This window comes from Pandoraea sp. NE5, from assembly GCF_024363545.1.
GTDB classification, from domain to species: Bacteria; Pseudomonadota; Gammaproteobacteria; order Burkholderiales; family Burkholderiaceae; genus Pandoraea; species Pandoraea cepalis.
On sequence record NZ_AP025517.1, the window covers coordinates 61,125 to 78,713 of the forward strand.

The 17,589-nt window shown below is 65.7% G+C and carries 16 protein-coding genes; 8 read left to right on the forward strand and 8 right to left on the reverse strand.

Features of this window, described 5'->3' with window-relative positions:
• Positions 1–34: 34 nt before the first annotated feature.
• From PanNE5_RS00275 to PanNE5_RS00295, 5 genes are all read left to right on the forward strand, one after another.
• A complete protein-coding gene (locus PanNE5_RS00275) occupies positions 35–682 on the forward strand; it encodes a phospholipid-binding protein MlaC (RefSeq protein WP_150563770.1) in 648 nt (215 codons plus the stop codon).
• Positions 683–1,021: 339 nt separating this feature from the next.
• A complete protein-coding gene (gene ispH / locus PanNE5_RS00280) occupies positions 1,022–1,981 on the forward strand; it encodes a 4-hydroxy-3-methylbut-2-enyl diphosphate reductase (protein WP_017235476.1) in 960 nt (319 codons plus the stop codon).
• 23 nt (positions 1,982–2,004) lie between these two features.
• On the forward strand, positions 2,005–3,126 hold the full coding sequence (gene hpnH, locus PanNE5_RS00285; RefSeq protein WP_261938918.1) for an adenosyl-hopene transferase HpnH: 1,122 nt from the start codon (positions 2,005–2,007) through the stop codon (positions 3,124–3,126).
• Positions 3,127–4,122, forward strand: coding sequence for a hopanoid-associated sugar epimerase (hpnA, locus tag PanNE5_RS00290; RefSeq protein WP_261938919.1), 996 nt, complete (start codon positions 3,127–3,129; stop codon positions 4,120–4,122).
• Complete coding sequence (locus tag PanNE5_RS00295; RefSeq protein WP_261938920.1) at positions 4,119–5,321, forward strand: glycosyltransferase; 1,203 nt, start codon at positions 4,119–4,121, stop codon at positions 5,319–5,321. Before hpnA ends, PanNE5_RS00295 begins: the two co-directional genes overlap by 4 nt.
• Positions 5,322–5,437: 116 nt before the next feature.
• On the opposite strand, the gene PanNE5_RS00300 is transcribed toward PanNE5_RS00295, so the two are convergent.
• The 4 genes from PanNE5_RS00300 to hpnD form a co-directional block, all read right to left on the reverse strand.
• Positions 5,438–6,133 carry a phosphorylase gene (locus PanNE5_RS00300; RefSeq protein WP_261938921.1) on the reverse strand — a complete coding sequence of 232 codons (696 nt, stop codon included), beginning with the start codon at positions 6,131–6,133 and terminating at the stop codon, positions 5,438–5,440.
• 11 nt (positions 6,134–6,144) lie between these two features.
• Positions 6,145–8,109, reverse strand: coding sequence for a squalene--hopene cyclase (shc, locus tag PanNE5_RS00305; protein WP_261939900.1), 1,965 nt, complete (start codon positions 8,107–8,109; stop codon positions 6,145–6,147).
• A 229-nt stretch (positions 8,110–8,338) separates the two neighbouring features.
• The gene (hpnE, locus tag PanNE5_RS00310) at positions 8,339–9,592 is read right to left on the reverse strand and encodes a hydroxysqualene dehydroxylase HpnE (RefSeq protein ID WP_261938922.1); all 1,254 of its coding nucleotides are present in this window, start codon (positions 9,590–9,592) and stop codon (positions 8,339–8,341) included.
• Entirely contained in the window at positions 9,592–10,440 is an 849-nt protein-coding gene (gene hpnD, locus PanNE5_RS00315) for a presqualene diphosphate synthase HpnD (protein ID WP_017235469.1), read from the reverse strand. The genes hpnE and hpnD overlap by 1 nt, the downstream gene beginning before the upstream one ends.
• 176 nt (positions 10,441–10,616) lie before the next feature.
• On the opposite strand from hpnD, the gene hpnC reads away from it, so the two are divergent.
• A complete protein-coding gene (gene hpnC / locus PanNE5_RS00320; protein WP_261938923.1) occupies positions 10,617–11,480 on the forward strand; it encodes a squalene synthase HpnC in 864 nt (287 codons plus the stop codon).
• Positions 11,481–11,678: 198 nt separating this feature from the next.
• Positions 11,679–12,857, forward strand: a complete 1,179-nt coding sequence (locus PanNE5_RS00325; RefSeq protein ID WP_261938924.1) for an NAD(P)H-dependent flavin oxidoreductase — start codon at positions 11,679–11,681, stop codon at positions 12,855–12,857.
• Between the two features lie 6 nt (positions 12,858–12,863).
• Here the strand turns inward: PanNE5_RS00325 and PanNE5_RS00330 are convergent, their stop codons facing one another.
• Positions 12,864–13,505, reverse strand: coding sequence for a hypothetical protein (locus PanNE5_RS00330; RefSeq protein WP_261938925.1), 642 nt, complete (start codon positions 13,503–13,505; stop codon positions 12,864–12,866).
• A gap of 181 nt (positions 13,506–13,686) precedes the next feature.
• Entirely contained in the window at positions 13,687–14,418 is a 732-nt protein-coding gene (locus PanNE5_RS00335; protein WP_261938926.1) for an SDR family NAD(P)-dependent oxidoreductase, read from the reverse strand.
• 165 nt (positions 14,419–14,583) lie between these two features.
• Between PanNE5_RS00335 and PanNE5_RS00340 the strand changes: the two genes are divergently transcribed.
• Entirely contained in the window at positions 14,584–15,537 is a 954-nt protein-coding gene (locus PanNE5_RS00340) for a LysR family transcriptional regulator (RefSeq protein ID WP_261938927.1), read from the forward strand.
• Between the two features lie 21 nt (positions 15,538–15,558).
• Here the strand turns inward: PanNE5_RS00340 and PanNE5_RS00345 are convergent, their stop codons facing one another.
• Together PanNE5_RS00345 and PanNE5_RS00350 are read right to left on the reverse strand one after the other, a co-directional pair.
• On the reverse strand, positions 15,559–15,999 hold the full coding sequence (locus PanNE5_RS00345) for a hypothetical protein (protein ID WP_261938928.1): 441 nt from the start codon (positions 15,997–15,999) through the stop codon (positions 15,559–15,561).
• Positions 16,000–16,107: 108 nt separating this feature from the next.
• Entirely contained in the window at positions 16,108–17,556 is a 1,449-nt protein-coding gene (locus tag PanNE5_RS00350; RefSeq protein WP_261938929.1) for a short-chain fatty acid transporter, read from the reverse strand.
• Positions 17,557–17,589 lie beyond the last annotated feature (33 nt).

Genomic DNA, 17,589 nt, shown 5'->3' on the forward strand with positions numbered 1-17,589 from the left:
TACGGCCAACCCGATTGAAACCCACGAAGACGGTATGAATAAATTTCTGGTGACGGCGCTCTCGGCCGTCGCATTCAGCGGTATCGGCGTCGCTTCCGGCGCCTGGGCCCAGGCGAGCAGCAACAATCCGAACGACATGGTGAAGACGGCGGTCGAGACCGTCGTCAAGGCGGCCAAGGCCGACGCGGCGGCCCGCGACGGCGATGTCGCCGCCACCGCGCGTGTTGTGGCCCGCGACTTCCTGCCCTATACCGATTTCCATCGGACCACGCGTTACGCCGTCGGCTCGAAGGCGTTCGATGCGGCCACGCCGGCGCAGCAGCAGCAGGTCTTCGAGCAGTTCCAGCAGTTGCTCGTGAACACCTTCGCGCTGCAACTCTCGCAGGTGCGCGGCAGCCAGATCTCGTTCAAGTTCACGCCGGCCAAACTCACGGCGAACAGCAGCGACGTGGTGGTGGGCGCCTCGGTCAGCGGCAATGGCGACAATCTGTCGGTGGCCTATCGTCTGGCCAAGACGGACAAGGGGTGGAAGATCTACGACATCAACATGATGGGCGAGAACGTGGCCAACGCATGGCTCATCCAGTTGTATCAACCGCAATTCAAGGCGCGCATCGCCCAGGGCGGCATCGACGGCCTGATCACCTACTTGCGCGACAAGAACGCGCGTTTCGGCAAGTAAAATCAAAGGCTTGACGGCACCTGCCGCATCCCGTGCCGGCGGGCCCAGGGTGTCCGTGGCGACTTGGCGGCACCTTCGGCGCAAATCCGATCCAGATAAGCGCCGATTCGTCAACATTTACGAAATATGCACTGACGTCTCTCGACTCGGGAGTGGTCAGCAGCATTTGGCGGCGGCGGGTACAATCGTCGCTTGTCAAACGACCGGACGGCGGTCCCCCCAAGGGTGCGCGCGAATTGCCACTGGCACTGGTGCCGCGGGCGCCATGAGGCCATGGCGATCAGGACATGCAACCTCGATGGGAACCGTCATCCCGGCCGACCTGAGCCGGAGAGCTGAATGCAAGTCTTCCTTGCCCAACCCCGCGGTTTTTGTGCGGGTGTCATACGTGCCATCGAGATCGTGGAACGCGCCCTGGAAAAATACGGCGCCCCGGTCTACGTGCGCCATGAGATCGTCCACAACAAGCATGTGGTCGATTCGCTCAAGGCCAAGGGCGCGCGCTTCATCGACGAGCTGTCCGAAGCCCCCGCGGGTGCGGTCACTATTTTCAGTGCCCATGGCGTGGCGCGCGTCGTTGAACAGGAAGCACAGACGCGCGGCCTGCGAGTGCTCAATGCCACCTGCCCGCTCGTGACCAAGGTGCACCTGCAAGGCAAGAATTACGTGTCCGCCGGGCGTGACGTCATTCTGATCGGCCACGCCGGGCACCCGGAAGTCGAGGGCACGATGGGCCAGATCGACGGCCCCGTGCATCTCGTGCAGACCGAGCGCGATGTCGACGCGCTGCCGCTGGCCGTCGACACCCCGGTCTCGTATGTGACGCAGACCACGCTGTCGGTCGACGAGACTCGCGGTATCATTGCGGCGCTGCAAGGTCGCTTTACCGATATTGTCGGTCCGGACACCAAGGACATCTGTTACGCCACGCAAAACCGCCAGACGGCCGTGCGCGAGCTGTGCGAGCGTGTGGACGTGCTGCTCGTGGTGGGTGCGACGAACAGCTCGAACTCGAACCGCCTGCGCGAAATCGGCGCCGAAATGGGGCTGCCGAGCTATCTCGTGGCCGACGGCACCGAGGTCGATCCGGCATGGGTGCGCGGCCAGGCCCGCATCGGCATCACCGCTGGGGCGTCGGCGCCCGAACGCATGGTCGAAGACGTGATCGACGCGCTGCGTCGCATCGACACCGTCGAAGTGACTCTCATGGACGGCATCGAGGAAACCATCCAGTTTCGCCTGCCGTCGGAACTGACCAAAGACGAGCCGGTCGCCGCGCATCACGCGCTGGCCGGCTAACGCAATACGAACAGGAGCCGAACGTGGCCATCCCCTTCCTGCAACAGGCGTATGTTGGCGCCTATCTGATGAAACAACGCTTCAAGGGCAACAAGCGCTACCCGCTGGTGCTGATGCTCGAACCGTTGTTCCGCTGCAATCTCGCCTGCTCGGGCTGTGGCAAGATCGACTATCCGGACCCCATTCTGAACCAGCGCGTCTCGCTCAAGGATTCGCTCGATGCCGTGGATGAATGCGGCGCGCCGGTGGTCTCGATTGCCGGTGGCGAACCGCTGCTGCACAAGGAAATGCCGGAGATCGTCAAGGGCATCATCGCGCGCAAGAAGTTTGTCTATCTGTGCACGAACGCGCTGCTGCTCGAGAAGAAGATCGACGACTACCAGCCGAGCCCGTTCTTCGTTTGGTCGATTCACCTCGACGGCGACCGTGAAATGCACGACGCCGCCGTGTCGCAGGATGGCGTGTACGAACGCGCCGTGGCCGCCATCAAGCTGGCCAAGTCACGTGGCTTCCGCGTGAACATCAACTGCACGCTGTTCAACAACGCCGACCCGGAAAAGGTGGCCAAGTTCTTCGATTCCACGAAGGAAATGGGCCTCGACGGCATTACCGTGTCGCCGGGCTATGCCTACGAGCGCGCCCCGGACCAGCAGCACTTCCTGAACCGCTCGAAGACCAAGCAACTGTTCCGCGACATTCTCAAGCGCGGCAACGGCGGCAAGAACTGGACGTTCAGCCAGTCGAGCCTGTTCCTCGATTTCCTCGCTGGCAACCGTTCGTACCATTGCACGCCGTGGGGCAACCCGACGCGCACCGTGTTCGGCTGGCAGCGTCCGTGCTACCTGCTTGGCGAAGGCTATGCCAAGACGTACACGGAACTGATGGATACCACCGACTGGGACAAGTACGGCGTGGGCAACTACGAGAAGTGCGCCGACTGCATGGTGCACAGCGGTTTCGAAGCCACCGCCGTGAACGAGACGCTCTCGCACCCGTTGCGCGCGCTGGGCGTGGCGCTCAAGGGGGTACGCACGGACGGCGCGATGGCCGATGATGTTTCGTTCGCCAAGCAGCGTCCGGCCGAGTTCGTCTTCTCGAAGCACGTCGAGATCAAGCTCGACGAGTTGCGCCGGGTCAAGGCCTAAATGCCGTCGCGTGTCCTGGTCACCGGCGCCTCCGGGTTCGTCGGGTCTGCGGTAGCACGCGCGGCGCTGGCGCGCGGTCACGAGGTTCGCCTGCTGGTGCGCGGCACCAGTCCACGCGCGAACCTCGCCGATCTTCCTGTCGAGGTCGTGGAGGGCGATATGCGCGACGCGGCGTCGATGCAGCGCGCGCTTGCCGGCGTGGATGCACTGCTCCACGTGGCTGCCGACTATCGTCTCTGGGCGAAAGACCCCAGCGACATCATGCGGGCCAATATCGACGGCACGCGCACGGTGATGGAAGCCGCGCTGCGCGCGGGCGTCGGGCGCGTGGTCTACACCAGCAGCGTTGCCACGCTACGCGTGCATGACGCCGTTGGCCCCGTCGACGAAACCTCCCCGAACGACGAAGCCACGACCATCGGCGTATACAAGCGCAGCAAGGTCGCCGCCGAGCGTCTGGTCGAGCGAATGATCGCCCACGACGGTCTGCCCGCCGTGATCGTCAATCCGTCTACGCCCATCGGACCACGCGACATCAAGCCCACGCCGACGGGACGCATCATCGTCGAGGCTGCGCAGGGCAAGATCCCCGCGTTCGTCGATACCGGGCTTAACCTCGTGCACGTCGACGACTGCGCCGAAGGCCATCTGCTCGCCCTGGAGCATGGCCGCATCGGTGAGCGCTACATTCTTGGCGGCGACGACGTGCCGCTGCGCGACATGCTGGCGGGCATCGCCGACATGGTGGGGCGCCGCGCTCCGAAGATCGCGCTGCCGCGCTGGCCGCTCTATCCGCTCGCGATGGCGGCGCAAGGCGTTGCGCGCTTTACCGGCAAGGAACCGTTCGTCACGGTCGATGGCTTGAAGATGTCGCGGTATCAGATGTACTTCTCGTCGGAGAAGGCGAAACGCGACCTCGGCTACAGCGCCCGTCCCTACGCCGCGGGCCTGCAGGACGCGCTCGCCTGGTTTGGCTCCGCCGGATATCTGACATGACCGTTCTGGCCTGGATCGCCGCGCTGTCGCTGGGCATCTGGATCTACCTGCTCAGCTCACAAGGCGGCTTCTGGCGTGCGCGCGAGCGCGACGATCTGGATGAAGACCGTCTGCCTGTGCCCGACGTCTGGCCTGCGGTGGCGGTGATCATTCCCGCGCGCAATGAGGCGGAATCGATCGGACAGGTCGTAGCATCGCTGTGCCGCCAGGACTATGCCGGGCGGCTGCGCATCGTGGTCGTCGACGACCAGAGCAGCGACGGCACAGCCGATCTCGCGCGCGAAGCCGCCGCGCGGGCAGCGGCGGACGGCTTCACGCGCCGCGTGGATGTGCTCAGCGGCCAGCCCCTGCCCGGCGGCTGGACCGGCAAGCTGTGGGCCGTGAGCCAAGGGGTCGCGTTCGCGAGCGATCCGGGCACGAACGGCGATGGCGTCGCCCCCGACTACCTCCTGCACACCGACGCCGACATTGCCCATCTCCCCGAGAACGTACGCCGTCTGGTCACGCGGGCGGTGAGCGATGACCGCGTGCTCGTCTCGCTGATGGCGAAGCTGCGCTGCACCGCCTGGTTCGAGCGCACACTGATTCCAGCGTTCGTGCTGTTCTTCCAGATGCTTTACCCGTTCGCATGGGTCAACGATCCGAAGAAACGCATGGCTGCGGCCGCGGGCGGATGCATGTTGATCCATCGCGCCTCGCTCGAAGCCGGTGGCGGCATCGAAGCCATTCGCGACGAGATCATCGACGACTGCGCGATGGGACGCCTGCTCAAGCGGCAAGGCGCGATCTGGCTGGGGTTGACCGAGCGCGCCCTGAGCGTGCGTCCGTACGACAACCTCGGCGAGATTCGCAAGATGGTGTCGCGCACGGCCTACGCGCAGTTACAGTATTCGCCGGTGTTGCTTGCGGGCACCCTCGTCTCGCTGCTGCTTACGTTCATCGTGCCGCCGGTCATGACGATCTTTGCCACGGGCATCGCCCAATGGCTCGGCCTCTTTGCGTGGATAGCGATGACGCTGGCCTACGTGCCGATGTTGCGCTTCTACCGGCAGCCGTCGAGCTTCGGCCCGTTGCTGCCGCTCGTCGCTGCGCTCTATACCGTCTTCACGTTCGACTCGGCGCTACAGCACTGGCGCGGTCGCGGTGGCATGTGGAAGGGACGCGCTCAAGCACGCGGCCAGCAATCGTCGGACGCTTGAACCGGCACACGTAATGGCGTATGCCAGAAGGCAAAAATGCCAGCCCGTCTGCAACGACGCGCTGGCATTTTTATTGATTGCCGTCTTGATGAGGCGCGCAAGAAACGACGCGGCGATCAGATCCCCGCGGCCACCGCGCCGAAGCCATCGCCCAGTGTGAGGGCGATGACCTCGCGTCCATGGCGCATGGCCTGTTTGGCACGGCTCGCGTCTTTCCCGACACTCAGCAGCGAGGGCAATTGAAGCGGATTGACGGCGAGCGAGCGCAGCACGCCGAGGATATCGGTGGAGCCGTCGCTGCGAAGTCCGGCGAGCGCCGCCGGGGGGAGCGAGCGCTCCGCCGGGTCGATCACCACGCGGGCGGCGACGAACGGTAGTCCGTGCGCCTGTGCCACGCGTGCGACGATGTGCGACTCCATGTCGGCCGCCGCCGCCCCGCTCTCGCGCCACAGTGCGGCCTTGTCGTCGGCCCTGACGACGGGGGCCGTCACCCCGGCCAGATCGGCGTGCAAGGCGTCGGGCATCGCACGTCGCAGCGCATCGGCCCAGCGCACGCACGACACATACGCGTGCGCCTGCTGCGGCATATCCAATACCCTATGCGCAATCACCCATCGACCGGGCGCCACGCCGGGCCTCAAACCGCCCGCCGTGCCGAAGCTCACCAGCCCGCGCGCGCCGTCGCGTGCCATTGCGGCCTCCAGGTCTGACGCGAGCGTATTGTTTTGCGCGCAGACCACGACCACTCCGTCGCCGCGCGCGATGCGCGCTTCGAAAGGCATGCCGGTCACCACGATGATGGGCGGGGTCATGGCGGGCGCGATCACATCCCGCACGGCACCGGGCAGTCGTTGCGCACCGTCAGGTTGCGGTATCGCGCGAGTGCCCACAGCGGGAAGAACTTGCGATAGCCGTGATAGCGTAGATAGAACACGCGCGGGAAGCCCGTCGCCGTGTACAGGGCTTCGTCCCACAGCCCTTCATCGTTCTGCGTACTCAGCAGATAATCGACACCGCGCTTGACCGCCGGGTCGTCGGCCTTGCCCGCCGCCATCAGGCCGAGCAGCGCCCACGCCGTTTGCGACGCCGTGCTCGGTGCCGCTTCGTAGCCCTGGTAGTCGAGCTTGTAGCTCTCGCCATCCTCGCCCCATCCGCCGTCGGCATTCTGGATCGAGAGGAGCCACTGCGCCGCGCGCGCCATGGCCGGATGCGCCGGCGACACCCCCGCCGCCTGCAGGCCGCACATCGCCGACCACGTGCCGTACACGAAATTCATACCCCAGCGGCCGTACCAACTGCCATCGGCTTCCTGATCGTCGAGAATGTATTTCAACGCCAGATCGGCCGAGGCCTTGCGCTCCGGCGATGGCGGCAATTGCGCGAGCATCGACAGGCATCGCGCGGAGACGTCCACCGTCGGCGGATCGAGCAAGGCGCCATGGTCCGAGAACGGGATGCTGTTCAGATACAGATGCGTGTTCTCGGGCTCGAATGCGCCCCAGCCGCCGTTGCCGCTCTGCATGCCGATGACCCACTCCGTGCCGCGATCGATCGCGTGACGCATCGGCCGCGGGCTCGCGTCGACCGTGTCGTTCCCGAAGGCGCCCACGAGTTTCTCGTAGCGATCCATCGCCATGGCGACCACGGCGGTGTCGTCGACATCCGGGTAGTGCGGATTCGCGAACTGGAAGGCCCAACCGCCCGGACGCACGTTCGGGCGGCGCGAAATCCAGTCGCCGCGCACGTCCAGGATCTGCAGCGGAATGAGCCACTTGAGCCCCTTGCCCGCCTGCTCGATGGCGCGCTTGTCGCCAGTTTCGAGCAGCGCGTGCGCGGCCAGCGCGGTGTCCCACACCGGCGACAGGCACGGCTGCACATAAGTCTCGTGATCGGCGGGTGTCACGAGCTTCTCGACCGACCGGCGGGCCATTGCGCGGCTCGGATGCGCTTCGGGATAGCCAAGCGCGTCGTACATCATGACCGCGTTGGCCATGGCCGGATAAATCGCACCGAGGCCGTCTTCGCCGTTCAGGCGTTCCTCGACGAACGCGACGGCACGCTGGATCGACTTCTCTCGCAGTTTTTTCGGAAAGAACGGATCGAGGGCTCGCAGCACATGATCGACGCCCGAAAAGCACGTGAACCAGAAGCGGCTCTGGTGCGGTGCGCGCCTGGGCGGACCCACGTCTTTGGGACTGCCGATAAACAGTTCGTCGATACCGACACCCTTGGGATTACGGGCGCGCGGGCGCTTGGCTTGCAGCACAAGCAACGGCACGATCACCGTGCGCGCCCAGTACGACACCTTCGACAGATGGAAGGGGAACCACTGCGGCAACAGCATGATCTCGACGGGCATCATCGGCACGGCCTTCCACTCCAGCACACCGTACAACGCCAGCAAGATGCGCGTGAAGACGTTCGAGTTCTGCGCGCCGCCGCGCGAGAGGATGGCCTCGCGGGCACGCACCATGTGCGGGGCGTCAATGGGATCGCCGATCATCTTGAGCGCGAAATACGCCTTCACGCTCGCGCTCATGTCGAACTTGCCCTGGTGGAACAGCGGCCAGCCGCCGTGCTCGCCCTGGATGCGGCGCAAATAGGCGGCGATCTTCGCTTCGAGTTCGGCGTCGACCGGCTCGGCCAGATGGTGACGCAGCAGCACGTATTCCGCCGGAATCGTGGCGTCGGCTTCCAGTTCGAAGAGCCAATGACCGTCGTCTTGTTGCAGGTCGAGCAATGCTGCGATCGAGCGGTCGATACCCGTCTCGAGCGTCTGCGTTGCCATTGCCGTGCTCACCTTCTGGGCAAGCTCGGTATGCAGTTTGAGGTCCACGGCCGTGGCAGTGGCCGTGCGTCGCGCTTCCTTTTCGGAAGCATCGCGTATCGTGTCCATGGCATTCTTGCCTACTCAAAGGCGTGTGATCGGCGCGGCGTACGCGCCGGTTAAACAGTGTCATTGACGATAGGTGCCGGGTTCTGTCGCCCGGCTCATGCGCGAGACGGTTCGACAAGCCTCAGGCGGGGTGCAGCACGTCGGCCGCCCGGTTGCCGCTGCGCAGCGCGCCTTCGATGGTCGCGGGCAGGCCGGTGGCCGTCCAGTCTCCGGCGAGCGCGAGATTGCGCCAGCGCGTGCGCGCGCCGGGGCGACGCTTGTCCTGCGCCGGCGTTGCCGCAAACGTGGCGCGCTTCTCGCGCACCAATTGCCACACCGGCATCGGCGTGGCGGGTACCTGACAGGCGCGCGCGACCTCGTTCCAGATGCGCAGCGCGAGCGCTTCCCGCGATTCGTCGAGCAAATGATCCGCCCCGCTGATCGTCACCGACAACCGGCCGTCGAACGCGAAGATCCAGTCGCTCACGCCGTTCACCACGCCGATCATCGGCGGGCAGCCCGGCGGCGGCGGCACCTGGAAATGGGCGTTGACGATGGCCCGGTATTCGTCGGGCGTCGTCAGATCCGGCACCAGCCCAGCCGCCACGTTTGGCGGCACCGCCAGCACGACGGCATCGTCCGCCGCCAACGCCTGCGGTCCGTCGCCAAAATCGATCGATTCCACACGACTGTCATCCGGCGAAAATCCCAATGCCCGCACGCGATGCTGCATCATCACGCGTGCGCCGTGCGCTTCCAGGAATGCCAGCGCGGGCGTGACGAACGACACGTCCAGGCCCTCGCTCGCGATCAGCGGATGACAGGCCTTGCCGCCCGCCGCGAGCGTTTCGCGAATAACGGCGGCCGCCATCTGCGCAGAGCCTTCGGCCGGATCGGCGTTGAGCACGGCGAGAAACAACGGGTGAATCAGGCGCTGATAAAGCGCGGGCGGACAGCGCATCGCGTCGGTCATGGTCGCGTCGGGTCCGGCGCGCAGCAGCGGCGCGAGCGACAGGTAGTCCAACCACTTCGTGCCCGGCACGCGGGCGTTGCTGTCGAATATCCACCATGGCAGGCGCCCTTCCGACAGACGCACCGTCCAGCGCTCGTCGCTCGTCAGATCGACGAACGCGAATTCCGCACGATCGGGGCCGGTCAATGTGTGTTCGGAGCCGATGGTGCGCGTAAATTCGCGCATCGTTGTATTGCCCGAGAGCACCAGGTGATTGCCGTTGTCGATCACCGCGTTCAACTGCCGGTCGAAGTAGGACCGGCAGCGTCCGCCCGCCTGCGGTGCCGCCTCATGCAGCACGACCGGCACGCCACGCTTCACGAGCCTTACCGCGGCGGCCAGGCCTGCCAGACCGGCACCGATAACGTGAGCCGTGCCCGACATCAGAACGCCATCTGCCGCAGCAGCATCAGCATGAGGCGCCAGCGCGGCACACGCACGCGCTCGCGAGGCACGGCGAAGCCGCGCGCAATGAGCTTGTCGAGGATCGCGCCGTAGGCTTTGGCCATCACAGCGGGCGCAATCACCACGCGGCGCGGGTAAGGCGCCATGATCGCGCGCGCCTTTGCATAATGTTCTCGGGCCTGCGCCACCAGGGGCGCACAGGCGCGGTCGAGCTGGGCGGCAACGACGTTCTGCGGCGTGGCGCCCACGATGCCGGCCTCGGCCAGCGTTTCGCGCGGCAGATAGACGCGGCCGATGCCGGCGTCTTCGTCGATGTCGCGCAGGATATTCGTCAATTGCAGGGCACGGCCGAGGTGATAGGACAGATCGATACCGTCCTGCTCGGGCATGCCGAACACCTTGACCGACAGACGACCGACGGCGCTCGCCACGCGATCGCAATACAGATCGAGCGTGGGCAGGTCGGGCGCGACGATGGGGCCGCAGGCATCCATTTCCATGCCGTCGATCACGGCGAGAAAGTCGTCGTGCTTCAGGCCGAACTGCTTGACCACGCGGGCAAGGTTCGCGAGCGACGGCGCCGGGCGTCCGTCGTACAGATCGGCCAGATCGCGTCGCCACGCGGCCAGACGCGCCATGCGGCTCGCCGACGTGTCATCGCCGTCGTCGGCAATGTCGTCTACGGCACGGCAAAAGGCATAAATCTCGAACATGCCTTCGCGCTGCGCGGGCGGCAGAATGCGCATGGCAGCGTAAAAACTGCTGCCCGACGCCACGCGTGCGCTGCTTGGCTCAGGCGACATTTCGATCGGTTCGGCGACGCTCACGAGGCTCCTCGTCGTGCAGGGGAACGGGGTGACACCACGGAAAAAACTCAGGGGATTCTTGCAAGGAGGGAAGTATACCGGGGATTGGCGCGACTTTCCCGCCAGGATTCGGAACGATAGCATAGAATCTCGGGGCCCTCAGCGCTGCCGCGTTGCCCCATTTGCCCACCCGCCTGATGACTTCCGACGCCAAGATCGAGCATTACGAGAACTTCCCGGTCGCCAGTATCCTGCTGCCGCGCGAGATGCGCGCGCCGGTCGGCGTGATCTACAACTTCGCGCGCACGGCCGACGACATTGCCGACGAGGGCGATGCGCCCGACGCCGAGCGTCACGCCGGCCTCGCGGCGTACCAGGCGGAACTCGACAAGATCGCCGCCGGACAGCCCACGTCGCCCGACAAGCCGCTCTTTGCGGCCCTCGCGCGTGTCATTGCCGAGCATCGGCTCCCGGTCCAGCCGTTCTCCGACCTGCTGAGCGCGTTCGATCAGGACATCGACGTCAAGCGATACGCGACATTCGCCGATCTGCGCGACTACACGCGCCGCTCGGCCGACCCGGTCGGGCGCATCATGCTCGCCCTTTTCAAGCTCGACACGCCCGAGAACATCGCCTGCTCGGACGACATCTGCTCGGCCCTGCAACTCATCAACTTCTGGCAGGACGTGGAAGTCGACTGGCGCAAGGCGCGCGTGTACCTGCCGCAGGACGACATGGCCCGGTTCGGGGTGACCGATGCCGACATCGGCGCGCAGGCGTTCGACGAGCGCTGGCGCGCGCTCATGCGCTACGAAGTCGACTTCGCACGGCGGATGATGCTGCGCGGCGCGCCGCTCGCCAACCGTGTGCCGGGCCGCTTCGGCCTGGAACTATGTTGCGTGGTGCATGGTGGATTGCGCATCCTCGACCGGATTGAAGCCGTCAACTACGACGTCTTCCGTCATCGTCCGCAACTGGGAAAGGCCGACGGGCTGCGCGTGCTCCTGCGTGGCCTCGGCATGAAACTGAGCGGCACGCCGCCCAAAGCCCGCGCGGACTAGCGTCTGCTCACAAGCGGCCACACGCGGGGCCAGCGGCTGCGACGTCATGCCGCAGGCTCCACACCGTCTGAGTGCGCCCGCGCTTGACCCATCGCAAGACCCGTTCGCGGGGCAGGTGCCAGACTGCCCTTTTCGCGTGGGCGCGCCGTCACACGGCGCCATCGCCCGCGCGAGCCCACCTCGATGGACGGAACTGACATGAACGAGCAATGGTTGACGCTGGCCGGCCGCCGGCTGGTGCCGGTAGTGCAAGGCGGCATGGGCATCGGCATCTCCGCGCACCGGCTCGCCGGCACGGTGGCACGGCACAACGGCATGGGGACGATCGCGAGTATCGATCTGCGCCACCATCATCCTGACCTGCTCGCCGAAGTCGACGGCCTTCACACCCCCGAGGGCAAGAAGGCGGCCATCGAGGCGGTCAACCTGATTGCACTGGACCGCGAAATCCACGCCGCCAAGGCGATTGCCGACGGTCACGGACTGGTGGCGGTCAACGTCATGAAGGCGGTGAGCGCACACGCATCGCTGGTACGACAGGCGTGCGAGAGCGGCGCCGATGCCATCGTCATGGGTGCCGGATTGCCGCTCGACCTGCCGGAACTCACGGCGTCTCATCCAAGCGTCGCGCTCATCCCGATTCTGTCGGACTCGCGCGGCGTCAGCCTCGTGTTGCGCAAGTGGATGAAGAAGGGCCGCCTGCCGGACGCCATCGTCATCGAGCATCCAGCACATGCGGGCGGGCATCTCGGGGCGTCACGCATCGAAGAGCTGGGCGACGCACGCTTCTCGTTCGATCGCGTGCTCGCGGAGTGCCGGGAAATCTATGCGACGCTCGGCATCGAATGGTCCCGTGTACCGCTGATCGTGGCCGGCGGGATCCACCGTCACGAGCAGGTTCGGCACTGGCTGGCGCAAGGCGCGGCGGGCGTGCAGTTGGGCACGGCGTTTGCCGTGACCGAGGAATCTGACGCGCATCCGGCGTTCAAGGCGGTGTTGGCGAGCGCGCGGCCGGAAGACATTGCCGAGTTCACCAGCGTGGCCGGGCTGCCTGCGCGTGCAGTGCTGACACCGTGGCTGAAGAAGTACCTCTCGCGTGAGACCGCCCTGCAAGCGAAGGCAAAGGTGCGGCAGTGTCTGGAAGGATTCGATTGCCTGCAGGCCTGTGGGCTGCGCGATGGCGTGGCGCGCATCGGGCAGTTCTGCATCGATCTGAAACTCGCCCAGGCGGTGCGTGGCGATGTGGCGCGCGGACTCTTCTTCCGTGGCCGCGACCCGTTGCCCTTCGGCGAGCGCATTCGCCCCGTGGCCGATCTCATGCGTTACCTGCTGACGGGCGAGCGGCCGGAGGACGGCGACACGGCTGCGGCCGCATAGCCGTGCTCACTTGGCCGGCGCCGCCGGTGCGGGCGGCGCGCTGGCTGCGGCATCCTCCCCCCCGCTCGGATGGCTGGCGCCCCCGGCATCGTCCGCACTGACGGGCGCGGCACGTGCCGCAATTCGCCGGTCGAAGAACGCGGCGAGCGCCGGGTCGTTCACCTTGAGATCGAACTGACGGTCATCCACCGCCGAGAAATAGCCATCGCACAGATCCGCTTTCGCGCTCTCGGTCGGCTGATCGTCGATGCTGCGGGAATAGACGACAAACTGGCGCTCGACAAGCATCGGCAATTGGTTGCGCAGCAAGTCGTCGAAGCGCGCGCGCGCTTCGGGATCGGTATAGGTGGATTGCAATTCGGCACGCACGCGCCGGCCCTCCGCGAGATAGTCGCGGTGCCGCGTCTGCCACGCGCGCAATGCCGCATTCCCGTGCGTTCGGGTGGCCGCGCCATAGAGCCCGCACTTCTGCACGAGCCGCGCGAGCACCTCGCCGACACCTTCGGGGGACGCGATCGCCGCCCCCATCAACTCGGCATCGTTCTTGTACTGCGGCGGCTGCGCCAGCGCCGCGGCCGCGCACACGCTTGCCGCACCCACGATCGCGCAGGCGACCAGGCGTCGCCCACCGTTACCAAATGGCTTCATTGCCGGATTGTCGGAATGGCGGGCTCGAACGGCCTCGCTCTCGGAGCTATCGCATCGGCCACGACGTCGATGCTGGCATCTTAGCCGAAGTGACGTCTGGAGGTGCGCGGCGGTAACGTCTTTCGCCGAACGCTGCACTCGACAGACCGCTGCGGGAGCAGCAATCCGTTGTGGCACATCATCACCATGGCACCGTACGACCGAGATAGTCGACGTAGTGCAGTCCGGCGCGCCCCTCGTGCGCCGTGATGGTGTCGATCAGGTGGGGGATGCTCTCGTCGATGCTCAGACGCGCGTCCGCCCCGCCCATGTCCGTGCGTACCCAGCCGGGGGCCGTCAGCAGCAACGTGCGCGTGTCGTCGCCATGCCGCGCCGCGAAGCTGCGCATCAACATGTTGAGCGCCGCCTTGCTGGCCCGGTAGACCTCGTAGTGGCCGTTCGTGTTGTTCGTGACGCTGCCCTGTCCCGAGGACATCACCCCCAGCGTGCCGCCGGGAGGCACAAGCGACTCGAACGTCTCGATCACCCGCATTGGGCTCAGCGCGTTCGTCACCATAACGCGCACGAACTCCTCGGTCGACACGTCGGCAATCGTCTCACGGTCGTCGTTCTTCACCCCGGCGTTCACGAAGAGCAAATCGACACGGCGCCCCGCCAATCGCTCGCGCAATGCGGTGACTTGCGCCGGTATCGCGATATCGACCGTTTCGACCTCCAGCGCACCGCCGACGGCTGCGCCCAAGCTATCAACCAACGCATCGAGCGCGCCAGACGACCCTTGCCGAGCCGTGGCGATGACATGCCAGCCGCGCCTGAGATACGCCTGCGCCATTGCGAAGCCCAGACCGCGCGATGCGCCGAACAGCAAGACAGTTTTTTGCGGGGAAACTTGGGAGATTGTTTCGTTCTGCATGCGTCGTTCCTCGTATCCAACGTCGCCCGCACGTCCGCGACGGAATGCCGGGAGGCGGTACGACGTGTGCTGTGAGGGACTATAGGTCGATGCAAGACATGGCGGAAGACGCAGCCGTTGCACTGATAACATGCGCGTAACGCCACATCTCGTTCCGTCGCCCCCATGACCGACCCCGATCTGAACCTGCTAATAGCGCTGGATGCCCTGCTCGCCGAAGTCAGCGTGGCAAGTGCCGCACGCCGGTTGGGGCTGAGCGCATCGGCGATGAGCCGTACGCTGAGCCGCTTGCGCGACACCACGGGCGATCCGCTGCTGGTTCGCGCCGGTCGCCGCATGGTGCTCACGCCGCACGCCGAGCAATTGCGCACGCGCAGCCGAGGCGCCGTCGACGAAGCACGCCTGCTGCTCGCGCCCGCCACATCATCGCCTGACTTCGCCACACTGCGCCGCACCTTTACGCTTCGCGCCAACGATGGCTTCGTCGACGCCTTCGGCGCGTCGTTGATTGCCGCGCTCACACAGGCGGCCCCGTTCGTGAGCCTGCGCTTTCTGTCCAAGGCGGAAAAGACCGCGATGCCGTTGCGAGGCGGGGAGGCCGATCTGGAAATCGGCGTGCTGGGGGACATCGGCGGGGCGAGCAACATGGGCCCGGAAATTCGCCTGCAGACGCTGTTCCGCGATCACTTCGTGGGCGTGGTGCGTTCGGGCCATCCGCTCGTCGCGCACGGCGCGCCGGACGCCGAGCGATACGTTGCGTTCGGGCATGTCGTGGCATCGCGGCACGGCGCCGGGCGGGGGCCTGTCGATGTCGCGCTTGACGCGCTGGGTCTGCACCGCGATATTGTCGCGGTGGTGCCAAGCTTTCCGGCGGCGTTGTCCGTAGCGCAGGCGTCCGACTTGATCGCGCTGGTGCCTGCGTCACTCATGAGGCAACGCGCCGCACAGCGGGTCGCAACCTCATCCGCGCCGGTCCACGTGTTCGACCTGCCGGTGACGACAGGACAGATTGCCGTGTCGTTGATGTGGCATCCCCGAATGGACGCGGACCCCGTTCATCGCTGGCTTCGACAACAGGTGCTGTCGGTGTGCCGCCCGGACGATGTCGCATCGCGATAATCGAAAGCGGTAAGACGGCGCTTATCGTGAGGTGGTCGCCCCACATTGCACCTGCCCCGACACCGGATCTCGCTTGCAAGCGGTGGGCCCCTGCTCGTTGAAGTAGACCGCACCCTGCGCGTTCGTCGACGCGCCCGGGAAACGACCTTGCGGCGCGCGTTGCGGATCCGTCAGTTGCCTCATCTGCATATCGTTTGTCGCGGACGACTCACGCTGGCGTTGTGCCTGCCGCTCACCCTCCGCCATGCCCTGCTTGAACCGTGCGCCAACGCCGCCTTCCCTGTCATGTGTCGACGCAGGCGGCGTAAGCCCCACGCCGGGCTGACCACCCGGCGCGGCCTGATTCGACTGGCGGATGCTGTTCAGATCGCCACTCTGCAAGTAGGACTGAGCGGCCGCGCCACCGGCCACCGATATTCCTGCGGTGGCCAGGCAGGCGATCAGCAAGGTTCTGGCTGACATGTTTCGAATTCCCCCGTGAAGTGCGACATGGATCACCTTTTTCGGGGCACAGTGTAGCGCCAATCGCAATCCGCTTCGACCTCCGAAGTTCGCGCGACAACCTACACCTCACGGCATGACCGGCGGGTGATACGTCAATGTCTGCGCGAGCAGCCACAGCATGACAATGACCACGGGGAAGTGCACCAACAACTGCGTGAACGTATATCCGACAATGTCGCGCGCGCGCAGACCTAGCACCCCCAGCAGCGGGAGCATCCAAAACGGATTGATCAGATTCGGCAGCGCTTCGGCTGCGTTGTACACGGTCACCGCCCACCCCAGGTGCACATGCAGGTCGTTGGCTGCCTGCATCACATACGGAGCCTCGATGATCCACTTGCCGCCGCCCGACGGCACGAAGAAGCCCAGTACCGCCGAATACACGCCCATCACGCCCGGGAAAGACGTCTGCGACGAGATCGCCACGAAGAAGCTCGACAGGTGGTGCGAAAGCGTCGCCCCGTCGATGCCCGGCGCTTTGGTCAGCAGATAGGCAATGCCGCCGTAGAGCGGGAACTGGATCAGCACGCCCGCCACGGACGGCACCGACTTCGCGATCGCATCGAGAAACCGGCGGGGACGCCAGTTCAGCAACATGCCCAACATCAGGAACACGAAGTTGTAAGTGTTCAGATTGGAGATCGCCAGCAGCGGATCCTTTGTCGTGAACTCATGTCCGATCCAGAGCACGCCCAGCGCCACGATCAGCACCGTGACTACCGGGCTGTATTCAAGCCAATCTCCTGGGCGTTGCGCACGCACGTAAGGCTTTGCCATATCGTCGAGCGACACACCGAGGTCGGCCGCGATGGTTGCGCGGTCGTCGCGCGGTGCCGAGTAGTAAGCCAGCGCCACCGACACCACCGTCAGCACGGCGGCAATCGCCATCGATTGCGGCAGGAAGATGGTGTCGGCGAACGGAATGACGCCGGTGATCTCGACCAGCGCCTTCGGCAAGCTTGCCGGGTTGGCCTGCAACTGCGCCGCCGACGAACTCAGGCCGAGCGCCCACGTCGCCCCCATGCCCAGATACGCCGCGGCGCCCCCCGCACGGTAGTCCATGCGAATGTCGTCGCGGCGCGCAATCGCGCGCACCAGCAGGCCGGCGAAGACCAGGCTGATGGCCCAGTTGAACAGCGAGAGCACGATACTCACAAATGCCACATACGCCACCGCGCTACGACCGCTGCGCGGCAGCGTGGCCATCTTGCGGATGAGCAACGCCGCGGGCGGCGAGACGGCCACCACATAGCCCGAGATCGCCACGATGGCCATCTGCATCGTGAACGGGATCAGGCTCCAGAAACCGTCGCCAAAGGCCACGCCCACTTTGACCGCCGGGACACCGATGGCGAGCGCGCCGCCCGCGCATACGATGACGGCAAGCGCCGCGAAAAGATAGGCGTCCGGAAACCAGCGCTCGGACCAACGCGTGACCGCCGCCGCCAGACGTTCCAGAAGTCCGCCGTCCTGCGGCGTCTCCGACATGCTCGAAAGTGAATTTCCCGGTTTCATTGCCTGTGTTCCCTTAGGTTTGTCATGATCGGC